The sequence below is a fragment of the Donghicola mangrovi genome (assembly GCF_013377535.1).
Taxonomy (GTDB): domain Bacteria; phylum Pseudomonadota; class Alphaproteobacteria; order Rhodobacterales; family Rhodobacteraceae; genus Donghicola; species Donghicola mangrovi.
Window position 1 is genome coordinate 321,569 of sequence record NZ_JABCJE010000001.1, and the last position, 26,914, is coordinate 348,482.

A 26,914-nucleotide genomic window follows, 5' to 3' on the forward strand; every position below is an offset into this window, starting at 1 on the left:
CTATCAGGCCGCTTCCACCAGCGACCGCATCACGCGGCGCAGTTCGTCACCGACGCGCTCTTCCAGGTCGTGGGACACAGTGCCCGAGGGTTTGGTCACAACGCCGTCCGCCCCCAGTTCGCGGGCTTTGGCCGCCAGCGGAGAGCCCGATACCGTCACCGAGGACAGCATGCAGATCTTGGCGCGGGTTTTCAGCTTGGCGTGGCGCAGGAATTCCAGGCCGTCCATTACGGGCATCTCGATGTCCAGCAGGATCAGGTCCAGGTCTTCGTGGTCGGACAGTTTGTCCAGTGCGTCCTGACCGTTCGCCGCCTGTGCCACCATTTTGAAATCGGGCAGAGTTTTCAGGAAGCTCGAGATGTAGAGGCGCATCATGGCTGCGTCGTCTACGATCATTACCTTGTATACCATATCGGTGTCTCCAAAAGTCTCGGGAAGGGGGCGCCGCACCCGAAGCACGGCGATTGGATTGCTTAGAAGTTACCGAAGCCGCGTTCGTCACGGTCTGCGTTTCGCGAGCCACCGCCGTTGGCCATGGCCATCTGGCCGCCCATCATCTTGGTGATCTGGGCCAGCATTTCGGGCGACAGTTTGCTCAGGTCGGGCATGCCGCCTGCAGTCTTCTTGACCTTACGCAGCTTGAAGCGGCCCATCTCGTTGCGCATCTGCGTGGTCGAGGAGGTCATCTGCGAGCTGGTCGAGGCCAGTTCTTCGGCCTGCTGGCTGGTTGCCAGAGCGGCCTTGGCGATTTCGCCGATCGCGTCGTTGATCTGGGCCACACCGCGGGACTGTTCGCCCGAGGCCTGGTCGATTTCCGAAACGATGTCGCGCACCTTCTGGATGTCACCGGCGATCTGGCTGAAGGCCTCGCTGGTTTCATTGGCGATACGCACACCCGACGTCACGCGGCTGGTTGCGCCTTCGATCAGGTCAGAGGTTTCGCGCGCCGCCTTGGCCGAGCGACCGGCAAGGTTGCGAACTTCTTGTGCCACCACCGCGAAGCCGCGGCCGTGCTGTCCTGCGCGGGCCGCTTCCACGGCGGCGTTCAGAGCCAGCAGGTTGGTCTGGAAGGCGATCTCGTCGATGACCTTGATGATCTTGGCAATGTCCTGCGACGAGGTGTTGATCCCCTCCATCGCATCGACCATCTGCGCGATCTTCTGGTTGCCCATGTCGGCAACCTGCGCCGCCGCCTGAACCAGCTTCGAGGCATCCTGAGCGTTGGCCGCGTTGGCACGGACCTGAGCATCGGTCTCCTCGACCGAGGCCGACACTTCGTCCACCGATGACGAGGCGATCTGGCTGTTGGTCGCCAGCTTCTGCGAGGCTTCGTTCATCTGCGCGGCAGTGCCCGAGATCTGTTCGATCTGCTCGCCGAACATGCTGAAGATGCCATCAAGGCTGGTGAAGGCGCGCTCGAACGATTCAACGATCTGGCGGTATTCGCCCTGGAACTTGCTGGCGTCGGCCTGCACATCCAGATTGCCCGATACGATGGCGTCGGACAGCATGGTGATCTCGGCGGTCACGCTGCGGAAGTTCATGCGCGAACGGTTGATGGTTTCGTTCAAAAAGGCCTTGCCTTTGGGCTGGACCGGCAGGTCTGCGTCGAAGTTGCCGCGGGCAAATTCGTCGAACACCGCAATGGTGGCCTTCTTGGTGTTGATGTGGGCACGAACCATTTCGTTCACCATCATCGCTGCGTCCTTGAGCTTGGGCTCGTTCAGCGCGCTGATGTTGATAAAGTGGTCGATGTCACCGCTTTCGTGCGCCATGGCCATATTGTTCATAGCGTCGATCAGGGACCGGAAGTCCGCTTCCATCTTGGTCACGACCGAGATGTCCTGAACCTCGACCAGAACGTATTCCAGATTGCCCTTGGCATCGCGCATCGGCGAAATCTGGGTGTCCCATGCCATCGGACCGATGCGGATCTTGATCGGCTCGGGCTGTGCCATGTTGCGCAGCATGGTGCGCTGCTTGTCCGGGGTCTTGTGGAAAGCGTCCATCGAACCGCCAACAAACTTGGCCGCCGCAAAGCTCGGGTTCACACTCTTGATCGTGCCTTCCCATTTGGTGACCAGATCGCTGCAAGCCTTGTTGGCATACACGATGTTATAGTCCTGGTCGGCAATACAGGTCGCGGTGCAGAGTTTATCCAGAGCGCCCGTGGCGACCAGGCTCTTCCATCCGGTTTCGGGGGTTTGGGTCTCGTTGGCGGTCATGTCTTCGGTCCTTTTTAGAACTTCCGCTTCAGCAGGAGCGGGCACTAATTCTGGGGTGGCGCTGGGGCCTTCGGGTTTCGTGGTTGCCGCAGGGGATCGAGGGGTGCGGCGGATCGGAGGGCGGCGGGTCGGTTTGTCTTCTTCGTTCAAGTGTCCGGCCTCCTTCTGGGGATCAGGTCAGGTTGTCGGGCTTTCAGCGCGGGGTACTGCCCGAGGGTCGCATACGCATACCGTCGGACGGTCCTTGCCTCTCTCGGGGCCGTCACCTGCCGCAGAAGCCGGATCAGGCCCCCGAGCAGATGGTGTGCGTATGGGATCGGGCGGGGCATTGGATCAGGCCTTGGCCATCTTGGGCGCGATGACATCCATGTCGGACACCAGCAGCGGCACATCCAAGAGGATGACCACGCGTTCGTCCACACGGCCCAGACCACTGACAACGCTGCGACCATCGGCCGAACCAAAGCTTTGGGCGCTGTCGATGTTGTCATCGGGGATGTCGATCACTTCGCGAACGCGGTCCACAATCAGGCCCATGGGGGCGTCGTTGACCTCGAGCACGATCACAACGGTGCGGTCGTCATAGGGACGCTCGGCCATGCCGAAACGCAGACGCACGTCCATCAGCGGGATCACCTTGCCACGCAGGTTGATCACGCCTTTGATGTAGTCGGGCACATCCGGCACCACCATGATGCGCTGCATGCCGACGATCTCGGTCACCATGCCGATGGACATGCCGTAATCTTCTTCGCCGACGGCGAAGGTCAGGTACATGCTGTCGATGCTTTCCGCCTCGACAACCCCGTCGTCTACAGACGAACGCGTTTCGCGTTCCATCTCTGCTGCTTGTGCGGCCATTTTCAGTTTCCTTTCCTGAGAGGCTTGGAAAAAATGTTCTCTTCGGGCAATGGCGGGGGCGCGACACCGATCGAGGACATCAGCGTTCCAGCCATGTGATGCAGGGGGACCAACCCTTCGGCGGCGCCTGATTGCCAGGCGGCTGCGGGCATACCGAATACAACGCTGCTGGCTTCGTCCTGGGCAAAGGTCCGGCCACCGACGCGGCGGATCATCCCCAAGCTTGTTGCCCCATCCCGGCCCATCCCCGTCAGAATTGCAGCTGACACGTTGGGGGCCGCATAGTTGGCAACCGAAGCAAACAGCACGTCCACAGAGGGACGCGAATAACACACCGGCTCACCGGGGTTCAGAACCACACACATCCCTGTGGGGGTGGGTCTGACGACCATGTGGTTTTCACCACCCGGAGCCAGAAGGACGAGCCCCTGACGCAGCATGTCACCGTGCTGTGCCTCGCGGACTTCAACCTCGCACATATCGTTCAAACGGCGCGCGAACGCATTCGTAAAGCCCTCGGGCATATGTTGTACGACAACGGTCGGCGGCGCGTCCTTGGGCAGCTGTGCCAAAAGCGTGCCAAGCGCCTGTACCCCGCCGGTCGAGGCCCCGATGGCAAACATCCAGCGCGCATTGGCCCGCGGATTGATCGAGGTCATCCGGGTCGGTGCCGAGGGACGGTTCGCGAACCCTTCGGTGTTTTGCAGGTGCGCGTGGCGCGCAGCTTTCAGGCTGACACGGATCTGGGTGGTGATCCCCATGATGTCCTGCCCCGCCACCATGCGCGGCTTGGGCAGCACGTCCACGGCACCGGCCTGCAGCGCCTCGATCGTGGCGCGGGCCCCGTTCGAGGTTTGCGACGACACGATCACGGTCGGGATCGGGTCCTTGGAAATCTCTTCCTTGAGGAAGGTCAGACCATCCATCTGCGGCATCTCGATATCCAGCGAGATCACGTCAGGGCGGCGGATTCCGATGAACTGGCGCGCCTGCTCGGCGTTTGCAGCGGTGCCAACCAGTTCGAATTCGGGATCGCTTTTGATGCCTTGGGCCAGAAACCGGCGGAACAGCGCGGAATCGTCGATGATCAGGACGCGGATCGGGCGATCAAAGTTGCTCATGCAGGCCTCCGGTAGATGCCTGCGGCAACGGGTTCCCAGCGCGATCCCAGATCACGCAGCGACTCGGTCACAGAAGTAATCAGCCAGCCTCCGGGCTCGGTAGCGTCATAGATCGCCTCGAGCGTTCCGATCTGGTCAGCGCGGTCAAAGTAATAAAGGATGTTCCGGCAGAACACGACCTGGAACGGATGGATGAACGGATAGGGCCGCGCCTTGAGGTTCATGCGGCGGAAGGTGCAGCAATCGCGCAGCTCGGGACGGACGCGGTACTGGTCCATGCCGGTGGGTTCGAAATAACGTCTAAGGATCATTGGGTCCGTATGAGCAAACTGGCGGGTCGGAAAGACACCCATCTCGGCGCGTTGAACGACGGGCTCGCTGATGTCGGTTCCCAGAATTTTCAGGCGCTTCAGGGCGTTCATGCCCAAGGCCTCGGCGATCATGATGACCACGGTATAAGCTTCGTCGCCGGTGGACGCGGCGGCGCTCCAGACGCGCATTTCGGGGCGTTCGGCCAGCTTGGGGATGATCAGGGACTTGAAGTTGTCCAGAACCTCGGGCTCGCGGAAGAAATACGTGTGGTTGGTCGAGGCCGCGTGCATCACGGCCAGCTCCACGTCCTGACGTGGGTTGTTCAGCAGATCCCGCGCGAGGCTGTTCAGATCACGGTATTCAAAACGGCGGGTCACCCGCGCAAGACGCTGGCGCAGCAGATCCTGTTTGTTGTCGGCAAAGTTGATGCCGCAACGGTCGGACAGCCAGTTCCTGATTTGCTCGTATCCTGCCTGATCGACGACCGTCATCGTTCCTCTCCGGAAGCGAGACGTTCACAATCCAGCACGATGGCCACCTCGCCCGAGGACAAGAGCGCACAGCCCCAGCTGGCGCGAACCTTGGCCAAAGAGCCAACCAGCGGCTTCATCACCACCTGCTGACGGTCCAGAACTTCGTCCACGGGCACCGCGATGGTCCCGCGCGAGGTGTTGAACACGATACAGACCATGTCGATCAGCGGGGTCAGGCGATCCACTTTGGTGCCGTAGAACTTTTCCAGCCGCAGAACGGGGATAAAGCTGCCGCGCAGTTTCAGCACTTCGGTGCCTTTGTCGGCGGACACACCAACCAGATCGCTGAGGCCGGGCTTGACGATTTCGGCCACGTCATCGACGGGCACGGTGAACAGCTGTTTGCCCAGACGCAGCAGAATGCTGTCTAGGAACGCCAGCGACACCGGAATGTGCAGGGACACTGTGGTGCCCTTCATCGCCTCGGAATCCACGGCGATACGGCCGCGCAGTTCGGACATGGTGGTGTTCAGAACGTCCATACCCACGCCGCGGCCCGACAGGGTCGAGACCACTTCGGCGGTCGAAAAACCGGGCTCGAAGATCACTTTCCACAGGCGCTCGGGCTCGGGCTCCTCATTCGGGCCAAAGAAACCGCGCTCGCGGGCTTTTTTCAGGATTTTGTCACGGTTCAGGCCGCGCCCATCGTCCACGACCTGAATACGGACCTCGGAGCCAACCTGTTGGGCGGCCAGCCGGATCATGCCGGCCTTGGATTTTCCGTTATTCAAACGCTCTTCGGGGCCTTCCAGACCGTGGTCCGCAGAGTTCCGCACCACGTGCAGCAGCGGATCATACAGTTTGTCAGCGACCAGCTTGTCGATCGCGGTCTCAGCGCCGACGATATCAAGGTCGATAATCTTGCCGGTTTCCCGCTCTAGCTCGCGGATCATCCGCTTGAGGCGTCGGAAGACCTCGCCCACGGGAACCAGTCGCAACTCGGTGGCTGCGTCCTGCACTTCGCGGACGATCATGGACAGCCGGTGGGCTGCCGCGTCAAATCCGACAAGATCGAGACCCTCTAGATCAGGGGAGTTTACCGTCTCGGATACACTGAGCGAGAGTTCGCCCACCAAATCCATCAAGCGGCCGATCTTGTCCGATGACACGCGCAGAAGCGCGCCACCGCTGGACTTATCTGATGTGGCTTCGGGATTTGCGCTCATCGCGCCTCTCTCACTTAGCTGGGGTTCTTAATTCTATGTGACACCGTCATTTTCACTCGGGGCACACGCGGTCGGGATCCCTGATGCAAACCCCGTGCCGACTCTGTTTTCCGGCCGTTAAGCCGCGTCGCTGGCGTCGAAATTAAAAATGCACACGCCGTCGAAACCGGTGGACCGGAACAGAAAGGTCGACTTCATCGCGTCGACAAAACCGCCATGGTTCTTCTCGAATGCCTTCAGCTCTGCGGCCGAGGGAAAGAACACATTCACCGAGATGTCGCCCTCTTTACTAAGAAGGACGGTCAGACCGGACATATTACAATTGGGGATCGCGTTCCCCAGGGTCTCGGTCACAAAGGGGGCGGCGATCTGCGCTGCATCCAGACTGGGAAATTTCAGATGGTAGGTTTTCGACAACATGGCAGCCCACGCCTTTCAATTTTGGCAACTGAATGTGTTAACGACCCTGCCGAGGAATCTTTCATAGCCCTTTTGAATGTGGCCGAACTATCCGAATGGGTGACCTTTTGGCTGTATAGCGGGGAAGGCTACGCCCACCGTGCTGTGCTAAATGAACGATAGTGCACTGCCCGTGGTCGATGTGGGTGTCGGCATTTCGACAACTGTCAGCGTTCCCTCGTGAATGACGGGGTTCCGACACAGTCTTTTCGCCTGACACTGACAGTATCGGCTCGTTTAAGCCCCGTTTTAGGGCTCATCGCGATTTTTTTTCGTTTTTTTTTATTTTGGCACGAGTCCTGCCTTGTTTGTTCCTGACAGCAACACGAGGACCACCATGACCGACATTCTGATCAACGAGACTGCATTCACCGCTGCCAACGGCCTGATCGAACTGCTCCAGCGTCGTCGTGCCAAAGTATCCAGTGACGCTGCTGCCAAGGCCACCACCTATGTTGTCTCGGCTGCTGCCGAAGCACAGATGGGCGGCCAGCGCGGCATCGTCGAAGCCGCCAAGGTTGCCGGTGCCAAGCGCGTCATCATCGTAGACGAAGCTGCCGCCGACCTGACCATCACCGAAGAACTGGGTGGCCGCATGATCCGTTTCGGTCTGCCCGCCGGTTCGACCGACGCGCTGCGCAACGGCCCCGTTCTGATGCTGTCGGACCTGATCGCCGCGCCCTACGGTGGCATGGTTGCCGCCGACACCCAGACCGGCGCCCTGATCGACATGACCGCCCGCGTCGCCCGCACCGATGTCACCGTGTTCATCAACGGCCCCACCGGCAGCGGCAAAGAAGTTCTGGCCCGCACCGTTCACGCCCACTCCAGCCGCGCAGACGCCCCCTTTGTTGCGATCAACTGCGCCGCCATCCCCGAGAACATGCTGGAAGCGATCCTGTTCGGCTACGAAAAGGGTTCGTTCACCGGCGCCTCGACCGCAAACAAAGGCATCGTGCGCGCTGCTGACGGCGGCACCCTGCTGCTGGACGAAATCTCGGAAATGCCGCTGGGTCTGCAAGCGAAACTGCTGCGCGTCCTGCAGGAAAAGAAAGTCACCCCGCTGGGTTCGCAGAACGAATGCGCCGTGGACATCCGCGTGATCGCAACCTCGAACCGCGACATGGCCGAGGCCGTTGCCGCCGGCACCTTCCGCGAAGACCTGTACTACCGCCTGAACGTGTTCCCCCTGGCGACCCAGTCGCTGGCCGAACGCGCCGAGGACATCCCCGCACTGGCCGCCGCTCTGCTGCGCCGTCACTGCGCAGGCGCCCTGCCCGTCCTGACCGAAGAAGCGTGTGACGTCCTGATGGCGCACAGCTGGCCGGGCAACGTCCGCGAACTGGAAAACGTGATCCAGCGCGCACTGGTTCTGCATGACGGCGTGCGCATCACCGGCGCGGACATCATGCTGAACGGCCGTCCGGGCCTGATGCCCGCACCGGCACTGGCAGAGGCCGCGTAAGACGGCCCTCCTCCCCCGACCAAAAATAAAAAAATCGAGCAGGCAACTTTAACCAGAGGATCAGAGAGATGAGCATCACAGGCCCTGTGTCGGCATTTGGCGCACTTCCTCTTCACTCGACCACGTCGTCGACCAACCTGACCCAGAACATCAAACCGCAGGGCAACGAAGGCCCCAGCTTTGGTGACCGGGTCAACGACGCGATCAACAACGTCGCGCAGTCGCAGAGCAATGCGGCTGATGCAGCCAAGGCCTATGAAACCGGCAAGACCGACGACATCGCCTCGGTGATGGTCGAACAACAGGTCGCGTCGCTGGGGTTCCAGATGACCCTTCAGGTCCGCAACAAGGCGCTCAGCGCCTACCGTGACATCATGAATATGCCGGTCTGATTTCAGATCAGGGCAAACGTTTTACTAACAGGGACAGACCATGGTTGACACTTCGACAGCACCGGTACCCGCAGGCGGCCAGAAAAACGAACTGGTGGCCAAAGGTGAAGCCGCGCTTGCGTGGACCAAGGGCGTGACCGATCAACCCGGCATCCGCCGCGCAATGCCCGCCATCGTGCTGGTCACCGCGGCTGTGCTGGGTCTGATGGTTTACATGTTCCTGAACACCTCGGGTCAGGTGGCGCTGAACACCGCTCTGCCCGACGCCGACAAGAACGCCGCGATCGAGCTGCTGAACGGTCAGGGCATCAAAGCCACCATCAACAGCGAAAACGGCCAGATCACGGTCCCCAAGGCCGACCTCTACAAAGCGCGCATGGCGCTGGCCGCCGAAGGCCTGCCCGCTGGCACCCCCGATGGTCTGTCCACCATCACCGACATGCCCATGGGCACCAGCCGCAGCGTCGAAAGCGCCCGTCTGCGCCGGATGCACGAACTGGATCTGGCGCGCTCGATTTCCGAGATCAAAGCAATCACGCAGGCCCGCGTGCATCTGGCCCTGCCCGAGCGCACCGCCTTTGTCCGTGATACCCAGCCGCCCCGCGCCTCGATCTTTGTGCAGGTCGCGCCCGGCCACACCTTGGGTCAGAATCAGGTTGACGCCATCGTCAGCCTGGTCAGCACATCGATCCCCGGCATGCCCCGCAACAACGTCTCGGTCGTGGACCAGACCGGCCGCCTGCTGACCAACAACACCGAAGACGCCTATACCGCGCAGACCGACCAGCAGACCCGCCAGCGGATCGAGATGGAAGAGCTGTATCGCCAGCGCATCGAAACCCTGATCATGCCCATCGTCGGCCTGGGGAACGCGGCTGTTCAGGTCACTCTGGACATGGACTTCACCCGTTCCGAGGTGATGAACGAACAGTACAGCCCCAACCAGACCGCCCTGCGCAGCGAGCAAAGCAACCTCGAGGAAAGCAGCAGCCCCAAGGCTGGCGGCATCCCCGGCGCTGTTTCCAACACCCCGCCCAAAGAGGTTGACCTGAACAAGGACCAGCCCGGCACCGGCCGTTCGGAATCCGGCAACGTGGACAACCGCTCGTCCTCGATGACCAAGAACTACGAGGTCAGCCGCCGCGTCGAGACCATCGTTCCGCAGGCCAGCCGCATCACCCGCATCAGCGCCGCCGTTCTGCTGCGTGCCCCCACCAGTGCCGATCCGACCGAACCCGCCGTTCTGCCCGAGGCCGTCCTGCGCGAGATCGAGGCCCTGACCCGCACCGCCGTTGGCTTCAGCCAGGACCGCGGTGACACCATTACCGTGTCGTCCAGCCCCTTCATCGACACCTTCGATGTTTACGAAGCCCCTTGGTACAAGGCAGACTGGCTGCCACAGGTTGGCCGCATCCTGGCGCAACTGGTAGCTCTGGCGATCGTAATCCTGGGTATCATCCGCCCGCTGATGTCCCGCCTGCTGCCCAAGCCCATGGAGTACGGCATCAGCCCCACTCTGGCCGATACTGTCGAAGTCGGCGAAGGCGACACCCTATCCACCCTGCGGGCCCGTCTGGCCGGTCAGGATGGCAGCGACGGCGGCAGCGCCGACGGCAAAGACGGCAAGTCCAAGAAGCCCAAAGGCGACGTTGTTCCCCGCGGTCCCGAGAACGAACTGCTCAAGAACGAAGCCGCCACCTACGAAGAAAAAGTTACCCTGCTGCGCCATCTGGCCGAAGTCGAAAGCGCCCGTGTTGCAGCTGTGTTCCAGCAGATGATCGAGCGTGACAAGGAGATCGCGAAATGAACGCCCTGGTTCCCGTCACTGAAGAAAACACCCAGCTTGCCGAGCTGAACGGCACCCAGCGTGCCGCGGTTCTGATGATGCTGTTCGGCGAACAGGCGGCGGCCAGCGTGCTGCGCGAACTGAGCCCCGGACAGGTGCAGGATCTGGGTGCGGCGATGTATTCGGTCCGTCAGATCCACCACCGCACCATCGCGGCGGTGGTCGATGAATTCCTGCGGGAACTGAACGAACAGACCAACATCGGCATCGGTGCCGGCGCCTACGTCAACAGCGTCCTCCACGAGGCCCTGGGCCCCGACAAGGCGCAGTCGGTCCTGTCGCGGATCACCCGTTCCTCGGCCGAGCACCCGATCGAAATTTTCGACTGGATGGACGCCAAGGCGATCTCGGAACTGATCGTAGACGAACACCCGCAGATCATGGCTCTGGTTGTCGCCTCGATCGACGCGCAACTGGCCAACGAGGTTCTGCGCCTGCTGCCCGAGGATTTGCAGCCCAACATCATCTTCCGGATCGCGACCCTGACCAATGTCCAGCCCGACGCGCTCAAGGAACTGGAGCAGGTCATGCAGCGCAAGTTCAAGGCCAACACCACCCTGCGCGCCAGCCAGATCGGCGGCATTCGTTCTGCTGCTCGTATCATGAACTTCGCAAAGCAGGACATGGAACAGCGCATCATGAAGGCGATCCGTGCCGAGGACAAAGACCTCATGGAGAACCTGCAGGACAACATGTTCGTCTTCGACAATCTGGTTCAGTCGCAGGACCGCGCGATCCAGACCCTGCTGCGCGAGATCGACGCCGAAATCCTGACCGTCGCTCTCAAGGGCTCGGACGATTACGTCAAGGATCGCCTGCTGTCGTGCATGTCCACCCGTGCCGCCGCCAACATCCGCGACGAAATGGAAGCCATGGGCCCGATCCGGCTTACCGCCGTGCAAGAGGCCCAGAAACAGGTGGTCGCCGTGGCACGGCGTCTGGCCGATGCAGGTACGATCACGCTCGCCGGGCGTGGCGGTGAGGAGATGGTATAATGACCCAGCAGTCCCGTCCGAATTCCGCGCTGTCCCGCGCGCTGGACCACGAAGACATCATGCGCCTCATCCGCGAGGCCGACCAGTCCGGCTTTGTGTCGGGCAGCGGCCTGCCGACCCGCGTGTCCCCCTCGCCCGAAAATTTCCAGCCCAAGGGCTTTGTGGCCGTGGCCGAAGCAGAGCTGCCCCCGCTGGTCGATGACCTGCCCGAGGACAGCATCGAAATCACCGCCCGCCCCGCCGCCGAAGAGCCCGCCCCCGCCCCCGCGCAGCCCAAGATCGACATCGAGGCCATCCGCAAAGAGGCATGGGCCGAGGGCTATCAGGCCGGTCTGGCCGAAGGTCAGGCCAAGGCCCATCTGACCGAACCCGAAGAACCCGCCGCGCCCCAGTCCGACGAAGAAGCCATCGCCGCCGCTCGCGAAGAGGCCTATGCCCTTGCCGCCGCCGAATTCGCCGAGGCCCGCGATGCGTTCGTTGCCGCCACCCAGCGCCTGCTGACCCCAGACACCGATGCCTTGGCCGGTCTGCGCGACCAGCTGACCGAAGCCGTGCGCAAGCTGGCCTCGGACCGCGCGGGTGTGCAGATCGACACCACCCCCGCCCGTTTCGTGAACCGCATCGAGGCGCTGGTGGAAACCGTCGCCAGCGGCATCACCGACGTGACCATCCGCCTGCACCCCACCGATCTGGACGCCGTGTCGCCTCACCTGTCGGGTGCGCCCATCGTACAGCAAAGCCGCCTGATCGCGGACCCCAAACTGCGCCGCGGTGACGTGGGCATCACCACCCCGGACATCACCCTGACCGACAGTCTGGCCAAGAAAGGAGCCGCGAAATGAGCGCCCTTCTGCAATCCCTGACCGGATCTCTGGACGATCTGGCGGTCAAACCGACCCCCGACATGAGCGGCAAAGTTCTGCGATATGACGGGCTGATTTTGGAATGCACCGGCTTTCCGGCCAGCCCCGGCGCGATCTGCGAGGTCGAGACCGAAGATGGCAGCCACGTACAGGGCGAGATCGTTGGCTTTCGCGATGGCCGCAACATGCTGTTTCTGGACACCCCCGGTGCGCGCATCGTCTCGGGCGCGCGCGTGCGTCGCTTGGACGGTGGTCACGACGCGCTGATGGGCGAGGCCCTGCTTGGCCGCGTCATCGACGCCGAAGGCCACGCACTGGACGAGGGTCCAAACCCCCAAGGCGACATCCGCTGGCCTCTAGCTGGCAAGGTGCAGAACCCCCTCGCCCGCCAACCCGTGGATACCGTTCTGGACGTGGGCGTGCGCATCATCAACAGCACCCTGACCGTCGGCCGCGGCCAGCGCGTCGGCATCATCGCGGGCTCTGGCGTTGGTAAGTCGGTCCTGATCGAGATGATGACCAAGAACACCAACGCGGACGTTGTCGTCGTCGGCCTGATCGGGGAACGCGCCCGCGAAGTCGGCGCATTCGTCGGCCACATCATGCACGGCGAGAACGCCCATAAAACCTGCGTGGTCGCGGTACCAGCCGACCGCTCGCCCCTGCTGCGTCTGCGGGCCGCCAACCGCGCCACCGCCATCGCCGAATACTTCCGTTCCAAGGGCAAAGACGTCCTGTTGATCATGGACTCGCTGACCCGCTGCGCCCACGCCCGCCGCGAGATCGGTCTGGCCTTGGGCGAACAGCCCACTGCCAAGGGCTACACCCCATCGGTGGTTTCGATGATCCCGACGCTGATCGAACGCGCCGGTCCGGGCCTCAAGGGCGAAGGGTCCATCACCGCCTTCTACACCATTCTGGCCGACGGCGATGACACCAACGATCCCGTCGTGGACACCGCCCGCGCCATTCTGGACGGTCACCTTGTTCTGTCGCGCAAGCAGGCGCAGATGGGCATCTATCCCGCGATCGACATCCCCCAGTCGGTCAGCCGCGTGATGAACGACATCGTGGACAAGGACCACCAGCGCGCCGCCCTGAAACTGCGCCGGATGATCAGCCTGTATATGGACAACCGCGACATGATGCTGATGGGCGCCTACAGCCCCGGCCAAGACCCCGAACTGGACGAAGCCGTCCAGATGTGGCCGCGGATCAAGAACCTGATCCAGCAGCCCGTAGACGAGAAATCGCCCTTCCCCGACAGCCGCAAGAACCTTCTTAACCTCGCCGGAGGCACCCTCGGATGACCCGCAAAGAAAAGCTGATGAACCTGATGGTCCGCAAGGAAAAGGCCAAGCTGGGTCAGGAAAGCAAACAGCTGGGTCAGATCGCGCAGGCCGCCGCCCGCACCGAGGCCCAGTCCACCCAGCTGAAAACCCTGCTGGACGAGGCGATCACCCAGCGCGCCTCGATCAATTCCAAGGCGCAGCTGGCCTCGACCATGTGGTTCGGGAACGCCATCGCGCAGCAACTGACCAACGTCGAAGCCCAGCGCACCCAGAACGAGGCCCGCCTGGCCGAGGCCCGCTCGCGCGTGGCGCAGGCCGAACAGCGCGTCCGCATCTATGGTGAAAAAGCCGTGGAAACCAAGCGCGAAGCCCGCGCCGAAGCCGACGCCAAAGAGGACAGCCGGTTGGGCGAACGCGGCCGCACACCGCGCTGACGCCAACTTGGCACTGCACTTGCAACACACGGTTTGAAACCGATCCGACTTTTGCCCTGAAAGGACCGCCATGACCCCGCTGACGCTGGCAGAGCAGAGCTTTCTCAAGCTGGACGCCCCGCAACAGGCCAAGCCTGCTGCGTCTCAGGGCGCGTCCGGTGCAGGGTTCGGGAACATCATGTCCGAGGCTCGGGAAAATGCCGAAGCCGCGCCCGAAGCCGTTGTGACCGACGCCGCCCCCGAGGCCGCAGCGGACACCCCCGAACAGACCACCGACGCTGAAATCATCCAGCTGCCGACCAAACCGGCCGCCAAAGGCGAGGCCGTTCAGGCCGACGCCGCAACCACCGACCTGCCCGATCTTCCGGTCATCGCGCGCCTGCCCGAGGGCGGCCTGACCATCAAAGCGAATCCCGACACCGCCCCTCGCAAAACCGCCGAGGTCGCCAAGGTGCAGCCCGCAAAGGAGCCGGGTCTCGATCCGGCGGCAAACGCTTTGCCCCTCACCGGAACCGTCAGCGAAACCGCCGTGGCCGAAACCGCAAAGCCCGTTCAGGCTCAGACGCTGAAGCTCGTGCAGGCCAAAGCGACCCCGACCGACGCCCCCTCCGAAGTTCAGGTAACCACTGATCTGCCCGAGGTTGTCACGCTCGCAATGCAGAATGCCACTGACTTTCCCATAGCTGACAGCCGCAAGGCCACAGCGAAACCCGCGACCACAGAAACGATGCAGGTGCTGACCGCGTCGACCAGCGCACCGGCGCTTGTGGCCGCTCAGGCCCCCGTGACCGAGGCCAAGGCCGAGCTGCCCACGACCACGCATACTTCGCTGGCGCTGCGTGCCAAGATGGGCAAGAAGGCCGCGCCCGCGACTGTGCAAACCGCGCAGCAAGCCCCTGCACAGCAGACCGCGAAACCCGTTAAGGCCGAGGCAACCACCGAAGTCGCAAAGACCTTTGAGGTCGCAAAGACCGAAAGCGGTGAAACGCCGACCGACGTTCTAGTGAACCTTGAGACCACTGAACAGGTCGCATCCGATGCACAGCCTCAGGCCACTCCAGAAACGGCCCCCCAGACGCCCGAGCAACTGACCGCCGCAGCGACCGTAGTTGCGCCGATCGTCGTGCAGCAGTCGGACAACGCCCCTGTCCAGACCCGCACCGAGCGGACCACCGACAAAACCGCTCAGCAGATCACCGCCGCACCCAAGGGCCCGCAGGCCCAAACAGTGCAGACCCAGAACACCGAGGCCACCGCTCAGGCCGAGCCCACCCAGCGCCGCACCGCGCCCGAGGCCAAGCAATCCGTGGCCGCCCAAAGCTTTGAGCAGATGATCCAGCAGTCCGTGTCCGATGACACGCCGCTGGACCTGAGCGACCTCAAGCTGGCCAGCGCCGACAGCGCCCCCGCCCCGCAGACCCAATCCACCCTGCCCCAATCTGCCCCGCAGGTTCAGGTCACCACCAGCCCCGAGGCCTTCCAGCCCCAGCTGGAGAGTGCGGCCCGTGACATCGCCACCCGCGAATTGTCGATGGAACAAGCCGACTGGCCGGAAACCATGGTTCAGGACATCGGGTTCGAAACCCTTGCCGATGGCGAGGCAATCGACATCCAGCTGACCCCCGAACACATGGGCCGCGTCCAGCTGCGGATGGAGATGCGCGATGGCGCGGCCTCGATCACGATCGTGACCGAAACCGCCGAAGCGGCAAAGCAATTCAACGACAACCAGCAGAAACTGGCCGACCTTCTGGCGAAACAGGGCGTCGAACTGGCGAACCACAACGCCAGCGCGGGCCGTGACTTTGGCCAGCAGGGCCAAGGCGGCCGAAATGGCGGCGAGGGTACTGCTGGCAACTCCCAGACCCAAACCACCGGCGGCACCGGACAGACAGAGGCACGAGCAGCCCGCAAGGATCCGAACCGACTGGTCGACGTACAGGCATAAGGCATTGAACCATGAGCGACGCGAACACTGACGCACCCAAAAAGAAAGGCAAGATCCTCAAGACCATTCTGTTGGTCCTGGGATTCCTGCTATTCCTCGGCGGCGGCTTTGCTGGCGGCTTCTATTACGCTGGCACGCAGATTTCTCCGTCCGAAGAGGTTCTGCGACTGGTCGAACGCACCAACGGCGACGCCGCTGCAGAAGGCGGCGAAGCAGGCGCCGAGGGCGAGCCGACCGTCGATGAAAACGGCAACCCCATCAAGATGGTCAAGGACATCCCTGAAACTCCAGTGTTCCAGACCAGCTACTATGAATTCCCCGACACCCTGACCACGAACCTGCGCGGCTCGCGCCGGTTCCTGCAGGTCGGGATCGGCATGTCGACCCAGTACGACGCCAAGGTCATCGCCAACGTGGAAACCCACGCGATGGCGATCCGCTCGGACTTTCTGGCGGTGATCAGTGGCTTCTCGGAAGAGGACGTCGCCGGCATGGAAGGCCGCGACCGTCTGGCCGAAGCGATGAAGGCTGCCGTGAACAAACGTCTCGAACAGCTCGAGGGGTTTGGCGGCATCGAGAACGTCTTCTTCCCCTCGTTCGTGTTGCAATAAGAGGCGCGGGCGAAGAATGGCAAAGGCAACGAAACTCTCCAGCTTCGAGGTCGCCGCCCTTGTGGACGGCCTCAAGAACCTGGACGACGACGCAGGCGACAGTAATGACGCCAGCAGTAAGGCCAAACCTTACAAATTCGGCGTCGATAACGTTTCGGCGCTGGGGGACTACTACGGTCTGCGGATGGTCAACGAACGCTTCTGCCGTCTGGCGCGCAGCGTGTTCCTGCCCTTTTTGCGGATGCAGCCGCGGATCTCGTCGTTCCCGCCAGAGATCAAGGCCTACGACCACTACACGGACGAACTGGACAACTTCAGCAGCCTGACCATCAGCCGTATCGACGAATTGCGCGGCACCCAAATGGTGGTTCTGCAGCCCAGCTTTGTCTCGCTGCTGACCAACGTGTACTATGGCGGTGAACTGAAGACGCCCCCAAAGACAGGGCGCAGCGAATTCACCGCGACCGAACTGCGGGTGATCGAACTGGTGGTCGGCGGTCTGAACCGGGCGCTAGAGATGGCGTGGCGGGATCTCTATCCGATCCACCTGACCGGCTCGGCCCACGAAGAGAACCTGCAATTCGCCAGCTTTCTGGACGGGCAGGATCAGGTGGTGAAGTGTTCGTTCATCATCCAGCTTCCGGGCGGCGATCCGGCGGATGTGGATATCCTGTATCCGCTGCAAACGCTGAAACCCATCGCCTCGCAGCTGCGGTCGCGCACCCAGTCCGACATGGTCGGCGAAGACATCAGCTGGCGCGCCCGTCTGGAAAAGGCGGTCATGAACGTGCCGCTGACCATCACCGCCCATCTGGACGAACCCGAGGTCCAGCTGCGCGAGATCACCGACCTGACCCCGGGCAAAGTGGTGCCCGTAAACCTGAAACCTGCCCCGCGTCTGCTGATCGAGGGCGAACACTTCTTTAACGGCGAAATCGGCGAGGTTGCGGGCAAAGCCGCCATCAGCATCACCGAATGCGTGGCCCCGGCCCCGCAAGAAAGCGAAAGGAAAACGGCATGAGCGACAAAGTACCTGCCACCGGGGACAGCGCCATCAACACCAAGCTGGGCATGCTGGCCAACGTCAAAGTCCGCATGACCGTCGAGGTCGGCCGCACCGAGATCACCATTCAGGACCTCTTGCGCCTGAACGAAGGCTCGGTGATCGAACTGGACCGCATGGCCGGTGATCCGCTGGATATTCTGGTCAACGGCACCATCATCGCCCGCGGCGAAGTGGTTGTGGTCGGCGAACGGTTCGGCATCCGCTTTGGCGAGATTGTGGACCCCGAAACCCGCATGGCCTCGGTCTGAACCCGCCCTACGGGGCCGGAAACCTGTGACATTCTGCGCGGCGCATACTTTTGCGCGGCGCACCCTTGCCGATCGGATAGGCCGCTCCCGTTCCGGTTGGCACGAAACATGCTCCTTTTCCCTCCAGATGGCAGGAATTGGAGCAGACCCTTGGACATCCTCGATACGCAGCAGATTTTCACCGTCGCCCTTTTTCTGGGGGTGATGGGGCTGGCTTGGCTGGCCGTCTATGTGAACCGCGGCAAACTGGCGGGCAAAGCCACCGCCGGACGCCGCCTGATCGTCCGCGAGGCCACCGGTCTGGGAAATGGCGAGCGCGCCCTGCTGATCGAGGCCGACGGTCAGCCCGTTCTGGCCGTGATCCCGCGCAAAGGCCCCGCGCAACTGCTGGCGCTGCCCCGCACCACCCAAGCGGAGGATGCGGAATGAAACGTCTGATCCCCGCCCTGATCCTGCTGGCCCTAGCGGCCCCTGCCCACGCCCAAGGTCTGCCCGCCCTGCAACTGCAAGGCGCCGACGGCGAGGTCACCTATTCGCTGACCCTGCAAATTCTGGCGCTGATGACGGTGCTGACCGTCCTGCCCTCGATCGTGATGGGGATGAGCGCGTTCACCCGCATCATCATCGTGCTGTCGATCCTGCGTCAGGCTCTGGGCACCCAGCAGACCCCGCCCAACCAGGTGCTGGTCGCCATCGCGCTATTCCTGAGCTTTTTCGTGATGCAGCCGGTCCTGACCGAACTGCACGACACATCGCTTGGCCCCTATCTGGACGAACAGATTTCCGCGCAGGACGCGCTGGAACAAGGCCGCAAGATCGTCACCGGTTACATGCTGGGAAACACCCGCCAGAACGACCTGATGATGTTCTCGGAACTGGCCAAGGTCGGCCCGTTTGAAAACAACGACGACGTGCCGCTGTCGGTCCTGCTGCCGGCCTATATGACGTCGGAATTGAAGACCGCGTTCCAGATCGGCTTCCTGATTTTCCTGCCGTTTCTGGTGATCGACATGGTGATCGCGTCGATCCTGATGGCGCTGGGTATGATGATGCTGTCGCCCATGCTGGTGTCGCTGCCCTTCAAGCTGCTGCTGTTCGTTCTGGTGGACGGATGGGCGCTGATGATGGGCTCTTTGGCCTCTAGCTTCTTGGGGAACTGACGATGGATTTCGACACCAATATTGAGCATTTGCAGCTGGCCTACTGGAATATCCTGCTGACTGCAGGCCCCATTCTGGGGATCGCGCTGGCGGTTGGTCTGCTGGTCGGCGTTCTGCAAGCCGCGACCTCGATCAACGAAAGCACGCTTAGCTTTGTGCCCAAGCTGGCGATCGTGCTGATCTCGATGGCGCTCTTATCCGGGTTCATGCTGCGGGTGATGTCCGACTACTTCGGGCATGTCTTTGAAACCATCGCGACGATGGGCTGACCGGATGTTCGCGCCCACCTTCAACTATACCTCCGGCATACCGGGCCTCGAACTGGCAGAGCTGATCAGCTACTCGGTGCAGTTCGTATTCGCGATGCTGCGGGTGGGCTCTTTCATTCTGGCGGCACCGTTCTTTGCGGCGCGCTACATCAACCTTCAGGTGCGGATCATGATGGCGGTGGCGCTGACCATCCCCGTCATCACCCAAGTCGAAATGCCCCCCGTGGACGTCCTGGTCAGCATGAAGGCCGTCCCGATGATCCTGTCCGAGATCGCCTTGGGTCTGGCCGCCGGTCTGGTTCTGTCGATCATCTTTGGCACCGCCGCCGTTGCGGGCGACCGGATTGCCGCGACCGCCGGTCTGGGCTTTGCCGCGCAGATCGACCCTGCGTCGGGCACCAGCGTTCCAGTGATTTCGCAGCTTTTCAGCCTGTTCATGCTGGCCACGTTCGTGTCGCTGGACGGGCACCTGCTGGCGCTGCGCATGATGATCGAAAGCTACAACTATATCCCGCCCGGCGGACCCCTGCTGACCGGCCCCATGCTGGAGGCCGGCAAAGAGGCCGCGCGGGACATGTTCACCTATAGCGTTCAGCTGATGATGCCTGTGGTGTCGATCCTGCTGCTGGTGAACGTGCTGATCGGTGTGATCACCCGCTCGGCCCCGCAGATGAACATTTTCTCGTTCGGTTTTCCGATGACCCTGACCATGACCGTGGTGCTGCTGTTCGTCGGCGCGCCCGTCTTGGGCAAGGCAAACGAGTGGGTCATGGGCTCGGCCCTCGACCTGCTGGACCATATGCTACAGGAGATGGCAAATGGCAGAAGGTGATGACGGTCAGGAAAAGACCGAAGACCCAACCCCGCGGCGAAAGGAACAAGCCAGAGAAGACGGCAAGGTCGTCACTTCCAAGGAAGTCTTTGTTCTGTTCAGCATCATTTCCGCGATGGCCATCATCTCGGCCGCGGGTTCGATGGGGGAAACGCTGGCGGGCAGTTGGGCCAGCTGGCTGCGCTGGGACAGCTCAGAGCAGCTGGATTCCATCATCATCCAACGCCTGAAAGAGGCCCTGTGGGCACTGTTCCTGATCGGGATGGGGATTGGCATTCCGATGCTGGCCCTGACCATCGGCGTCCAAGCCGCGATGGGTGGCCTGAACTGGGCACCCAAAGCGATGGCCTTCAAGCCCGACAAGATGGACCCGCTGAAGGGTCTGAAACGCATGGTCTCCATGAAATCGCTGGTCGAACTGGGCAAGGCGCTGATGAAGGTCGGCCTGCTTGGCGGGGCGGCTTACGGCGTGCTGCTCTCGCAGATCCCCGAGATGGAGCTGATGTACACCATGGCCCCCGGCCCTGCGGCGGCAATGTTCCAGTCCGGCGTGATCCGCCTACTGTCGGCGCTGATCGTGGGCCTGCTGGTCATCGGTGTGGTGGACTATGGCTACCAGTTCTACAGCCTGAACAAGAGCCTCAAGATGTCCCGTCAGGAACTCAAGGACGAGGCCAAGCAGACCGAAGGCTCTCCCGAGTTGAAGGGCGCGATCCGCCGCCGTCAGATGGAGGCCTCTCAGGGGGCGAAACGGGCCAAGGCGCTGGACGATGTGCCCAACGCCACTGCCGTGATCACCAACCCGACCCACTTTGCCATTGCCCTGCGCTATGCCCCCGAAGAGGCCGACGCGCCGATCATTCTGGCGATGGGACGGGGCGCGATGGCCCACCGGATTATGGAGCGCGCATCCAAGGCCCGCGTCACCACCGTGCAGGCGCCGCCTCTGGCCCGTGCGCTGTATTACACTGGCCAGATCGGCGAGATGATCCCCGAAGCCCTGTTCGTGGCCGTCGCCGCCATTCTGGCGCACGTCTACCGGCTGGATCACGACATGCCCACCGACATGCCCGATCTGGACATCCCCAAAGAACTGCGTCTGGATGAACACGGACGCCCCGAAAAGGAAGCGTGACATGGCAAGACATCACCAAAGCGTGGGCACCCTGATCTCGACCGTCAGCTTCGCGGGCGTCTCGGTCGCCCTGATGAACGAGGCCGTTCAAGCCGAAGGCATCCGCGCCATTGGCCTGTGGATCACCGCCATCATGTGTCTGGCCGCCGCGCTGCGCTATCGCATCGCCGATCTGGTAGAAAAATGGCGCAGGGATTGACCCCCGCGCCACATGAAATGCTGTCCGGTTTTCCGACAGCCCCTGTCAGAGTTTCCCCTGTCAGAGCATCGGCATAATCTGGGCACCGGCCCCCAGACGCTCGGCCCAGCCGACCATATCGGCGGACACTTCCATCTCGAGGTCGGGGGAAACCTTGACCAGCGCAGCAACCGCCCGGTCCTTTTCCTTTTCTTTCGAGATGTCCTTGATTTTCACCGTGGTCCAATCCCCTTCGGAGCCCACACGAATCTCGATCAGGTTCAGGTCTTCGGTGTTGCGGACCAGCCAGCTGACGTCTTCCAGCGCGAATTCCTGCGCACCGTCGGTGCGGGTCTGGCCTTCGATCTTGACCACGTGGGTGCGCACAAACCGCTCCAGCGCGTTGCTCTGGCTCAGGATGATGCCACCGCCGATGCGGGGCCAACCCTCTTCCAGCTGCATCCCCAGCGAGGTCCAGTCTTCTTTGCCCTCGGGGCGGTAGGCCAGCGTGATACCATCGCCGCAACGAGCCACCTCGTGCGCGCCGTCACCGAAAACAACCTTGGCGAAGGGTCGCAGATTTTCCAGAGATACAAATGCTCCGGATTCACCCGCGTTCCCAGTTGTTCCTGCTGCTTGCGACATCTGTGCCTCTCTTGAAATGTCCATATCGGTCCGCCCGCTGTGGGCGCGGGTCATCGGTCATGAAAAGCTAAACGGCGCTGGCCCTGAAATCTTTAGCGTGGGGTCCGCCTGCGGAATGGCACGGAACATGCATTCTCTCTGCCAAATGGTCCCCATAGCCTGCAGGAGACACCATGGCCCGCAAGACCTCCTCGGACGAGACCGAGATCGAAATCATCGAACCCACCGAGAATACCGAGCTTCAGGATACCATCCGGCTGGCCCTGGAGGCCGCCGAAGCCGCCAATGACGCCGCCGCCGAAGTATCCCGTCTGCAAAGCGAGACCGCCGCAGCCGCAGCCCGGCTGGACCGTTTCGGCGCAAGGCTGAGGCCCATGATGATCGGGCTTCTGGCCGGGGCTGGCGTGTCTATCGCATTGGGCGGACTGGTTTATTTCAAAACCCTTGCCGAAATGCGCCGCACCAGCGCCACCCAGATCGAAGCCTTGGCCATCTTTCAGGAAAGCGTCACGCAGTTGAACGGTCAGCTCGAGGCCGTCGCCGGCCTGAGCGAACGCCTGGCCAAGCTCGAGGGGATCAACAACGATAACCGCGAGGCCATTCTGACCGAGCTGACCTCGATGCATGACCAGATGGCCAGCCAGCTTGGCGACTATTCGGATACCGCAGGCAGCCTGCAATCCCAAATTGCCACCACGCTCACCGAACGGGTCGATGCCGGAACGCAAAAGACGGTAGAGGCGATGCAAGCCGGCATTTCTGATCTACAATTGGCCCTGAGCAAGATGATCGCCGCCGCTGCTACCAGTACACCGCCGGCCGCCGCCGCTGCAAAACCGTCCGCACCGGCCCCGACCAAGCGCACGACGTCGTCGTCCAGCTCGTCCAAGAAAACCACCAAGAAACCCGCCCCCAAAGCAGAGCCCAACCCGTTCTCGTTCCCATGACAGACACGCATGACTCCGAAAAGAAAGGCTACCATCTGGCGCTGAAATCGCTGGAGGTCGGCGCGATTGCCCTGGGCCTGAAGGTCGGGGACGAGCTGATCGCGGTGAACGGATTGCCGTTCGATGGCAGCACGCAGGATTTGCACGACCGCTTCGGGCGGGGTGCGCCGACGATTGCCCTGACCTTTCTGCGCGGGGAACGCAAATTCGTGGTTCTGTCCAACACCCCCAATCTGGGAGCGTGGAAAGAGGGCCGCGAATACGACACCGAAGAAGCCGAGCAAGCCGCCCAACGCATCATTCCCGACGGGATGATCAACTGGGAGGTCTATCGCGACGCGAACGGTGTCTACGACATCCAGACCCAGAAACCCTCGACTATGGCGATCGCGCTGACCCCTTTGTGGTATGCGCAGATGCGGCTGTGGACTCCGCTGGCGATCTGGGCCGCGACGATCATCGTGACCCTGCCCATCGGCCTGTGGGTCGTGGTGCTGACGCAGACGCTGGCTTGGTCCTATTTCTGGAACACCGCGCCAGAGTTCTTTCGCCGTGACCGGATCGAGCGGGGCATGAGCCTGCTACAGGTCATCGCCGCCAAGAACGAGCAGCGCGTCCACCAGTATATCAAGCGCGAGTTCCCCGACATGCGCTTTGTCTACGACCCGATCCCCGAGGATCCCGCCGCAGAATTCGAGGGGCTCTAAGGCCCCTCCTCCACCAGCCGTGGAACGCAAAAAAGACCGCCGAAGCGGTCTTTTTTTATCGGTAATATCGGGGATCAGTTGGTCAGTTTCGCGCGGCGCTTGCGCTGGAACGACGAAGGGATCTTCAGCATTTCGCGGTATTTCGCGACGGTGCGGCGGGCCAGATGGGTACCCTCGTCGGTGATGATCTTGGCGATGGCATCGTCGCTCAGGGGGCGCGCGGGGTCTTCGTCTTTGACCAGTTGCTGGACGCGGTGACGGATCGCCGCCGAAGAAGCCGCTTCGTCGCCATCGGTGGACAGCGCAGTGCTAAAGAACGTCTTCAGACCAAAGGTGCCCTGAGGGGTGACAATCAGCATGCCGGTGGTCACGCGGCTGACGGTGCTTTCGTGCACGCCAACGGCCTCGGCCACGTCTTTGAGGGTCATGGGAACGATGTGCGCGGGGCCATGCTCCAGGAATTTGGACTGACGGCGAACGATCTCGGCGCCGACCAGCAGGATGGTCTGGTTGCGGTGCTCGACCGCGCGGCGCAGCCAGCGGGCAAGGCTCAGACGCTCGCCTACAAATTCGGTTGCGGTCTTGTCGCGGGTGGCGCTTTCGGCTTTGGCCTCGTCCACGACGACCGACGGCAGGGTCGAGCGGTTCAGGTCAACCAGCCAGCCTTCTTCGCCCTTGGACACGATCAGATCGGGTTCACGCTGCGCGATATCACCGTAGATGAAATCGGCACCGGGCTTGGGGTTCAGACGACGCACTTCTTTCAGTTCATTGCGCAGGTCTTCCATCGAGCAACCGCAGGCGCGGGCCAGACCGTTCAGATCGGCGGCGGCCAGTTTCGGAAGGTTCGACAGAATGCCGGACATGATCGGGGTCAGCATGCCCTTGTCCGCGGCTTGCAGGCGCAGACATTCGGCAAGGCTACGGGCGAACAGACCGGCGGGGTCTACTTGCTGGACGCGCTCCAGCATCTCTTCGGCCTCTTCCATGGTGATGGCGGCGCGGAAGGCGATATCTTCCAGGCTCTCGCCCAGCCAACCGCTGGGTTCGATGGCTTCGAGGAAACATTCCGCAACGATGCGATCGCGGGGGGTGTCGAACATCAGATCGAATTGCGCAGCTACATGACCATAGAGGGAGGGGGCGTGGTCAGCAGCGCGGGCAGTGATGTCATCGTAATCGGTCGCGGACCGCTTCACGAGCGACGGTTCACGCAGACGATCATTTGTGGGGCGGGCCACCTCAACGAACGGATTTTCCTCCGCCTCGGACTCGATGTAGGATTGCAGATCCGTATTGCTGAGCTGCAGCAGACAAATCGCCTGTTGAAGCTGAGCTGTCATCACGAGCGACTGACGCTGTCCGAGTTGTTGAGTGTAGCTGAGTTGCATGACGTTCCCTCCTGGATGACCCAATTAGGGCTCCAGTTAGAGATTCTCACAAGGCAGCTTATTTGACACCTAACGGTGATCCTTTCGGGTATTTTAGCAAAAAAATGAAAAAAATTTTTAATCATTGATTCAAAACGAAAAAACCCGGCGCGATGGCGCCGGGCTCTCTTTCGGGTGTCAATTTTCCGTCAGCCGCGGAGCAGAGACAGCACGTTCTGGTTAGAAGCGTTTGCCTGTGCCAGCATCGAAGTTGCTGCCTGCGACAGGATTTTGCCGCGTGCCAGGTCCGACGATTCTTTGGCGAAGTCGGCGTCTGCGATCTGGCTGCGCGCTGCCTCGACGTTGACCGTGATGTTGGTCAGGTTCGAGATGGTGCTGTCCAGTCGGTTGGATACCGCACCAAGGTCGGAGCGAGACTGCGAGACCTTCGACAGAGCGACGTCCAGAACCTTGATCGCTTTCGAAGCGCCTTCGGCAGTGGTCAGGTCGATGTCCGAGACTTTCGACAGCGAAGAGGTGTTCGAGTCAGCGTCCAGGAAGTCGACGTCTGCGCCAGCGTTCTCACCACCAACCGAGAAGGCTTTCATCGAGGTGAACTCGACCTGACCGACGACGGTTGCGCTGTCCGAGCCAGCTGCGCCGGTGCCTGCCAGAGTGACGATCGAGGTGCCATCGCTGTTGCCGTCACGGTCCAGAGCGGTGACGGTCATGTCCGAGTCAGTCGCCGCGTTGTCCGCATATTCGCTGATCTTGATGTCGTTCCCCAGCTTGTCGGTCAGGATGATCTGGCTGTTGTCGTCACCCATCTTTGCGGTCACTCCGGTGGTGCCGGCTTTGTTGTTGATCGCATCACGCAGGCCACGCAGGTCGGTGGTGTCGGTTACCGCGACTTCGCCGATCGACTCGCCGTTCACCTTGAAGGTGATGTTGCCGGTGCCAGTCAGGCCGCTGAGTTTGACGTTGGTTTCTGCGGTCGCATCCACACCGGTCGAAGCCGATACTTTGTTCACTGCAGCAGCCAGATCCTTGGCCGACATGTTGGCGGTGCCAACCACGGTGGTCGAGCCAGTGTGACCGGTGATCTTCAGGTCTTCCTGAGCGATACCGTTGGTTGCCTGAGCGTCGTCAACGGTGGCCTGGTTGATCTTGACCTGGGTGCTCAGGGTCTGAGCGCCGATCTCGGTGGTGTGAACGCTGTCCACGTGCACTTCGATGGTCTGGCCGGTGTCTGCACCGATCTGCAGCTGCTTGCCGGTGAAGGTGCCGTCGAGGATCTTCATACCGTTGAAGGTGGTGTCGGTAGCGACGCGGTTGATTTCAGTGATCAGCTGCGAGCCTTCTGCCGAGATGTTACCACGGTCGCCGGCGGTGTTCGTATCGTTCGACGATTGTACGGCGAGTTCGCGGAGACGCTGCAGCATGCTCGAAACTTCGACCTGAGCGCCTTCGGTGGTGTCCAGAAGGTTCTTGCCGTCGTTGGCGTTACGAACCGCTTGGTTCAGACCCATGATCTGCGAAGTCATCTTTTCCGCGATGGCCATACCTGCCGAGTCGTCCTTGGCAGAGTTGATGCGCATGCCGGTCGACAGACGCTCCATTGCGGTTTCCATGTCGGTGTTAACGCGGCTCAAGCTAGCCTGAGCATTGATTGCGCCAATGTTCGTGTTGATGATGGCCATTGTGCCGTCTCCTGTGTTCGGTTTGGTGTGCGCCCCTCGGCGTCTGGTTATGGCAACGGCCTCTGCCCCAAATTTGTTTAGGAATATTTTTCGGGGGCCAGATCAGATCACGCAAGCCATTGATTTTTATGAAT

The 26,914-nt window shown here is 61.8% G+C and carries 29 protein-coding genes; 19 read left to right on the forward strand and 10 right to left on the reverse strand.

Features of this window, described 5'->3' with window-relative positions:
* Positions 1 to 3 precede the first annotated feature (3 nt).
* The 7 genes from HJ536_RS01715 to HJ536_RS01745 form a co-directional block, all read right to left on the reverse strand.
* On the reverse strand, positions 4 to 411 hold the full coding sequence (locus HJ536_RS01715; RefSeq protein ID WP_176852740.1) for a response regulator: 408 nt from the start codon (positions 409 to 411) through the stop codon (positions 4 to 6).
* A gap of 62 nt (positions 412 to 473) precedes the next feature.
* Complete coding sequence (locus HJ536_RS01720) at positions 474 to 2,225, reverse strand: methyl-accepting chemotaxis protein (RefSeq protein WP_228028610.1); 1,752 nt, start codon at positions 2,223 to 2,225, stop codon at positions 474 to 476.
* Between the two features lie 333 nt (positions 2,226 to 2,558).
* Positions 2,559 to 3,086: a chemotaxis protein CheW gene (locus tag HJ536_RS01725; protein WP_228028331.1), complete on the reverse strand. Its 528-nt coding sequence runs from the start codon at positions 3,084 to 3,086 to the stop codon at positions 2,559 to 2,561.
* Between the two features lie 2 nt (positions 3,087 to 3,088).
* A complete protein-coding gene (locus HJ536_RS01730; protein WP_176852739.1) occupies positions 3,089 to 4,207 on the reverse strand; it encodes a protein-glutamate methylesterase/protein-glutamine glutaminase in 1,119 nt (372 codons plus the stop codon).
* Positions 4,204 to 5,010 carry a CheR family methyltransferase gene (locus tag HJ536_RS01735; protein WP_176852738.1) on the reverse strand — a complete coding sequence of 269 codons (807 nt, stop codon included), beginning with the start codon at positions 5,008 to 5,010 and terminating at the stop codon, positions 4,204 to 4,206. Before HJ536_RS01735 ends, HJ536_RS01730 begins: the two co-directional genes overlap by 4 nt.
* Positions 5,007 to 6,218 carry a chemotaxis protein CheA gene (locus tag HJ536_RS01740; RefSeq protein ID WP_176852737.1) on the reverse strand — a complete coding sequence of 404 codons (1,212 nt, stop codon included), beginning with the start codon at positions 6,216 to 6,218 and terminating at the stop codon, positions 5,007 to 5,009. The genes HJ536_RS01735 and HJ536_RS01740 overlap by 4 nt, the downstream gene beginning before the upstream one ends.
* 117 nt (positions 6,219 to 6,335) lie before the next feature.
* Positions 6,336 to 6,638: a hypothetical protein gene (locus tag HJ536_RS01745; protein ID WP_176852736.1), complete on the reverse strand. Its 303-nt coding sequence runs from the start codon at positions 6,636 to 6,638 to the stop codon at positions 6,336 to 6,338.
* A 376-nt stretch (positions 6,639 to 7,014) separates the two neighbouring features.
* Here HJ536_RS01745 and HJ536_RS01750 point away from each other — a divergent pair, with 376 nt between their 5' ends.
* The 17 genes from HJ536_RS01750 (at position 7,015) to HJ536_RS01830 (ending at position 21,432) form a co-directional block, all read left to right on the forward strand.
* Complete coding sequence (locus HJ536_RS01750; RefSeq protein WP_177156454.1) at positions 7,015 to 8,142, forward strand: sigma 54-interacting transcriptional regulator; 1,128 nt, start codon at positions 7,015 to 7,017, stop codon at positions 8,140 to 8,142.
* Between the two features lie 68 nt (positions 8,143 to 8,210).
* Positions 8,211 to 8,534, forward strand: coding sequence for a flagellar hook-basal body complex protein FliE (gene fliE, locus HJ536_RS01755; protein WP_176852734.1), 324 nt, complete (start codon positions 8,211 to 8,213; stop codon positions 8,532 to 8,534).
* 40 nt (positions 8,535 to 8,574) lie between these two features.
* A complete protein-coding gene (gene fliF, locus HJ536_RS01760) occupies positions 8,575 to 10,341 on the forward strand; it encodes a flagellar basal-body MS-ring/collar protein FliF (RefSeq protein WP_177156455.1) in 1,767 nt (588 codons plus the stop codon).
* A complete protein-coding gene (gene fliG / locus HJ536_RS01765; protein ID WP_176852732.1) occupies positions 10,338 to 11,375 on the forward strand; it encodes a flagellar motor switch protein FliG in 1,038 nt (345 codons plus the stop codon). Before fliF ends, fliG begins: the two co-directional genes overlap by 4 nt.
* Entirely contained in the window at positions 11,375 to 12,217 is an 843-nt protein-coding gene (locus HJ536_RS01770; protein WP_177156456.1) for a FliH/SctL family protein, read from the forward strand. The genes fliG and HJ536_RS01770 overlap by 1 nt, the downstream gene beginning before the upstream one ends.
* Positions 12,214 to 13,548: a FliI/YscN family ATPase gene (locus tag HJ536_RS01775; RefSeq protein ID WP_176852730.1), complete on the forward strand. Its 1,335-nt coding sequence runs from the start codon at positions 12,214 to 12,216 to the stop codon at positions 13,546 to 13,548. The genes HJ536_RS01770 and HJ536_RS01775 overlap by 4 nt, the downstream gene beginning before the upstream one ends.
* Positions 13,545 to 13,964: a hypothetical protein gene (locus HJ536_RS01780; protein ID WP_176852729.1), complete on the forward strand. Its 420-nt coding sequence runs from the start codon at positions 13,545 to 13,547 to the stop codon at positions 13,962 to 13,964. The genes HJ536_RS01775 and HJ536_RS01780 overlap by 4 nt, the downstream gene beginning before the upstream one ends.
* 70 nt (positions 13,965 to 14,034) lie before the next feature.
* Positions 14,035 to 15,912: a flagellar hook-length control protein FliK gene (locus HJ536_RS01785; protein WP_177156457.1), complete on the forward strand. Its 1,878-nt coding sequence runs from the start codon at positions 14,035 to 14,037 to the stop codon at positions 15,910 to 15,912.
* An 11-nt stretch (positions 15,913 to 15,923) separates the two neighbouring features.
* Entirely contained in the window at positions 15,924 to 16,523 is a 600-nt protein-coding gene (locus tag HJ536_RS01790; RefSeq protein WP_177156458.1) for a flagellar basal body-associated FliL family protein, read from the forward strand.
* A gap of 16 nt (positions 16,524 to 16,539) precedes the next feature.
* Entirely contained in the window at positions 16,540 to 17,544 is a 1,005-nt protein-coding gene (gene fliM / locus HJ536_RS01795) for a flagellar motor switch protein FliM (protein ID WP_177156459.1), read from the forward strand.
* Between the two features lie 50 nt (positions 17,545 to 17,594).
* Positions 17,595 to 17,837 (forward strand): flagellar motor switch protein FliN, encoded by a 243-nt coding sequence (fliN, locus tag HJ536_RS01800; RefSeq protein ID WP_420811077.1) that lies wholly within the window; start codon positions 17,595 to 17,597, stop codon positions 17,835 to 17,837.
* 150 nt (positions 17,838 to 17,987) lie between these two features.
* A complete protein-coding gene (locus HJ536_RS01805; RefSeq protein WP_177156460.1) occupies positions 17,988 to 18,266 on the forward strand; it encodes a flagellar assembly protein FliO in 279 nt (92 codons plus the stop codon).
* A complete protein-coding gene (gene fliP / locus HJ536_RS01810) occupies positions 18,263 to 18,997 on the forward strand; it encodes a flagellar type III secretion system pore protein FliP (protein WP_176852723.1) in 735 nt (244 codons plus the stop codon). Before HJ536_RS01805 ends, fliP begins: the two co-directional genes overlap by 4 nt.
* Positions 18,998 to 18,999: 2 nt before the next feature.
* Positions 19,000 to 19,266 carry a flagellar biosynthesis protein FliQ gene (gene fliQ / locus HJ536_RS01815; RefSeq protein WP_176852722.1) on the forward strand — a complete coding sequence of 89 codons (267 nt, stop codon included), beginning with the start codon at positions 19,000 to 19,002 and terminating at the stop codon, positions 19,264 to 19,266.
* 4 nt (positions 19,267 to 19,270) lie between these two features.
* Positions 19,271 to 20,098, forward strand: a complete 828-nt coding sequence (gene fliR, locus HJ536_RS01820) for a flagellar biosynthetic protein FliR (protein WP_176852721.1) — start codon at positions 19,271 to 19,273, stop codon at positions 20,096 to 20,098.
* Positions 20,085 to 21,233, forward strand: coding sequence for an EscU/YscU/HrcU family type III secretion system export apparatus switch protein (locus HJ536_RS01825; protein WP_176852720.1), 1,149 nt, complete (start codon positions 20,085 to 20,087; stop codon positions 21,231 to 21,233). Before fliR ends, HJ536_RS01825 begins: the two co-directional genes overlap by 14 nt.
* A gap of 1 nt (position 21,234) precedes the next feature.
* On the forward strand, positions 21,235 to 21,432 hold the full coding sequence (locus HJ536_RS01830; protein WP_176852719.1) for a hypothetical protein: 198 nt from the start codon (positions 21,235 to 21,237) through the stop codon (positions 21,430 to 21,432).
* Between the two features lie 60 nt (positions 21,433 to 21,492).
* Here HJ536_RS01830 and HJ536_RS01835 read toward each other — a convergent pair whose 3' ends face one another.
* Positions 21,493 to 22,056, reverse strand: coding sequence for a hypothetical protein (locus HJ536_RS01835; protein WP_176852718.1), 564 nt, complete (start codon positions 22,054 to 22,056; stop codon positions 21,493 to 21,495).
* A gap of 173 nt (positions 22,057 to 22,229) precedes the next feature.
* Here HJ536_RS01835 and HJ536_RS01840 point away from each other — a divergent pair, with 173 nt between their 5' ends.
* Both HJ536_RS01840 and HJ536_RS01845 read left to right on the forward strand, forming a co-directional pair.
* Positions 22,230 to 23,003 carry a hypothetical protein gene (locus tag HJ536_RS01840; RefSeq protein WP_177156461.1) on the forward strand — a complete coding sequence of 258 codons (774 nt, stop codon included), beginning with the start codon at positions 22,230 to 22,232 and terminating at the stop codon, positions 23,001 to 23,003.
* Positions 23,000 to 23,710 carry a PDZ domain-containing protein gene (locus HJ536_RS01845; protein ID WP_177156462.1) on the forward strand — a complete coding sequence of 237 codons (711 nt, stop codon included), beginning with the start codon at positions 23,000 to 23,002 and terminating at the stop codon, positions 23,708 to 23,710. The genes HJ536_RS01840 and HJ536_RS01845 overlap by 4 nt, the downstream gene beginning before the upstream one ends.
* Before the next feature lie 74 nt (positions 23,711 to 23,784).
* Here the strand turns inward: HJ536_RS01845 and rpoN are convergent, their stop codons facing one another.
* A complete protein-coding gene (gene rpoN / locus HJ536_RS01850; RefSeq protein WP_177156463.1) occupies positions 23,785 to 25,101 on the reverse strand; it encodes an RNA polymerase factor sigma-54 in 1,317 nt (438 codons plus the stop codon).
* Between the two features lie 188 nt (positions 25,102 to 25,289).
* Positions 25,290 to 26,780: a flagellin N-terminal helical domain-containing protein gene (locus tag HJ536_RS01855; protein ID WP_177156464.1), complete on the reverse strand. Its 1,491-nt coding sequence runs from the start codon at positions 26,778 to 26,780 to the stop codon at positions 25,290 to 25,292.
* Positions 26,781 to 26,914: the final 134 nt, after the last annotated feature.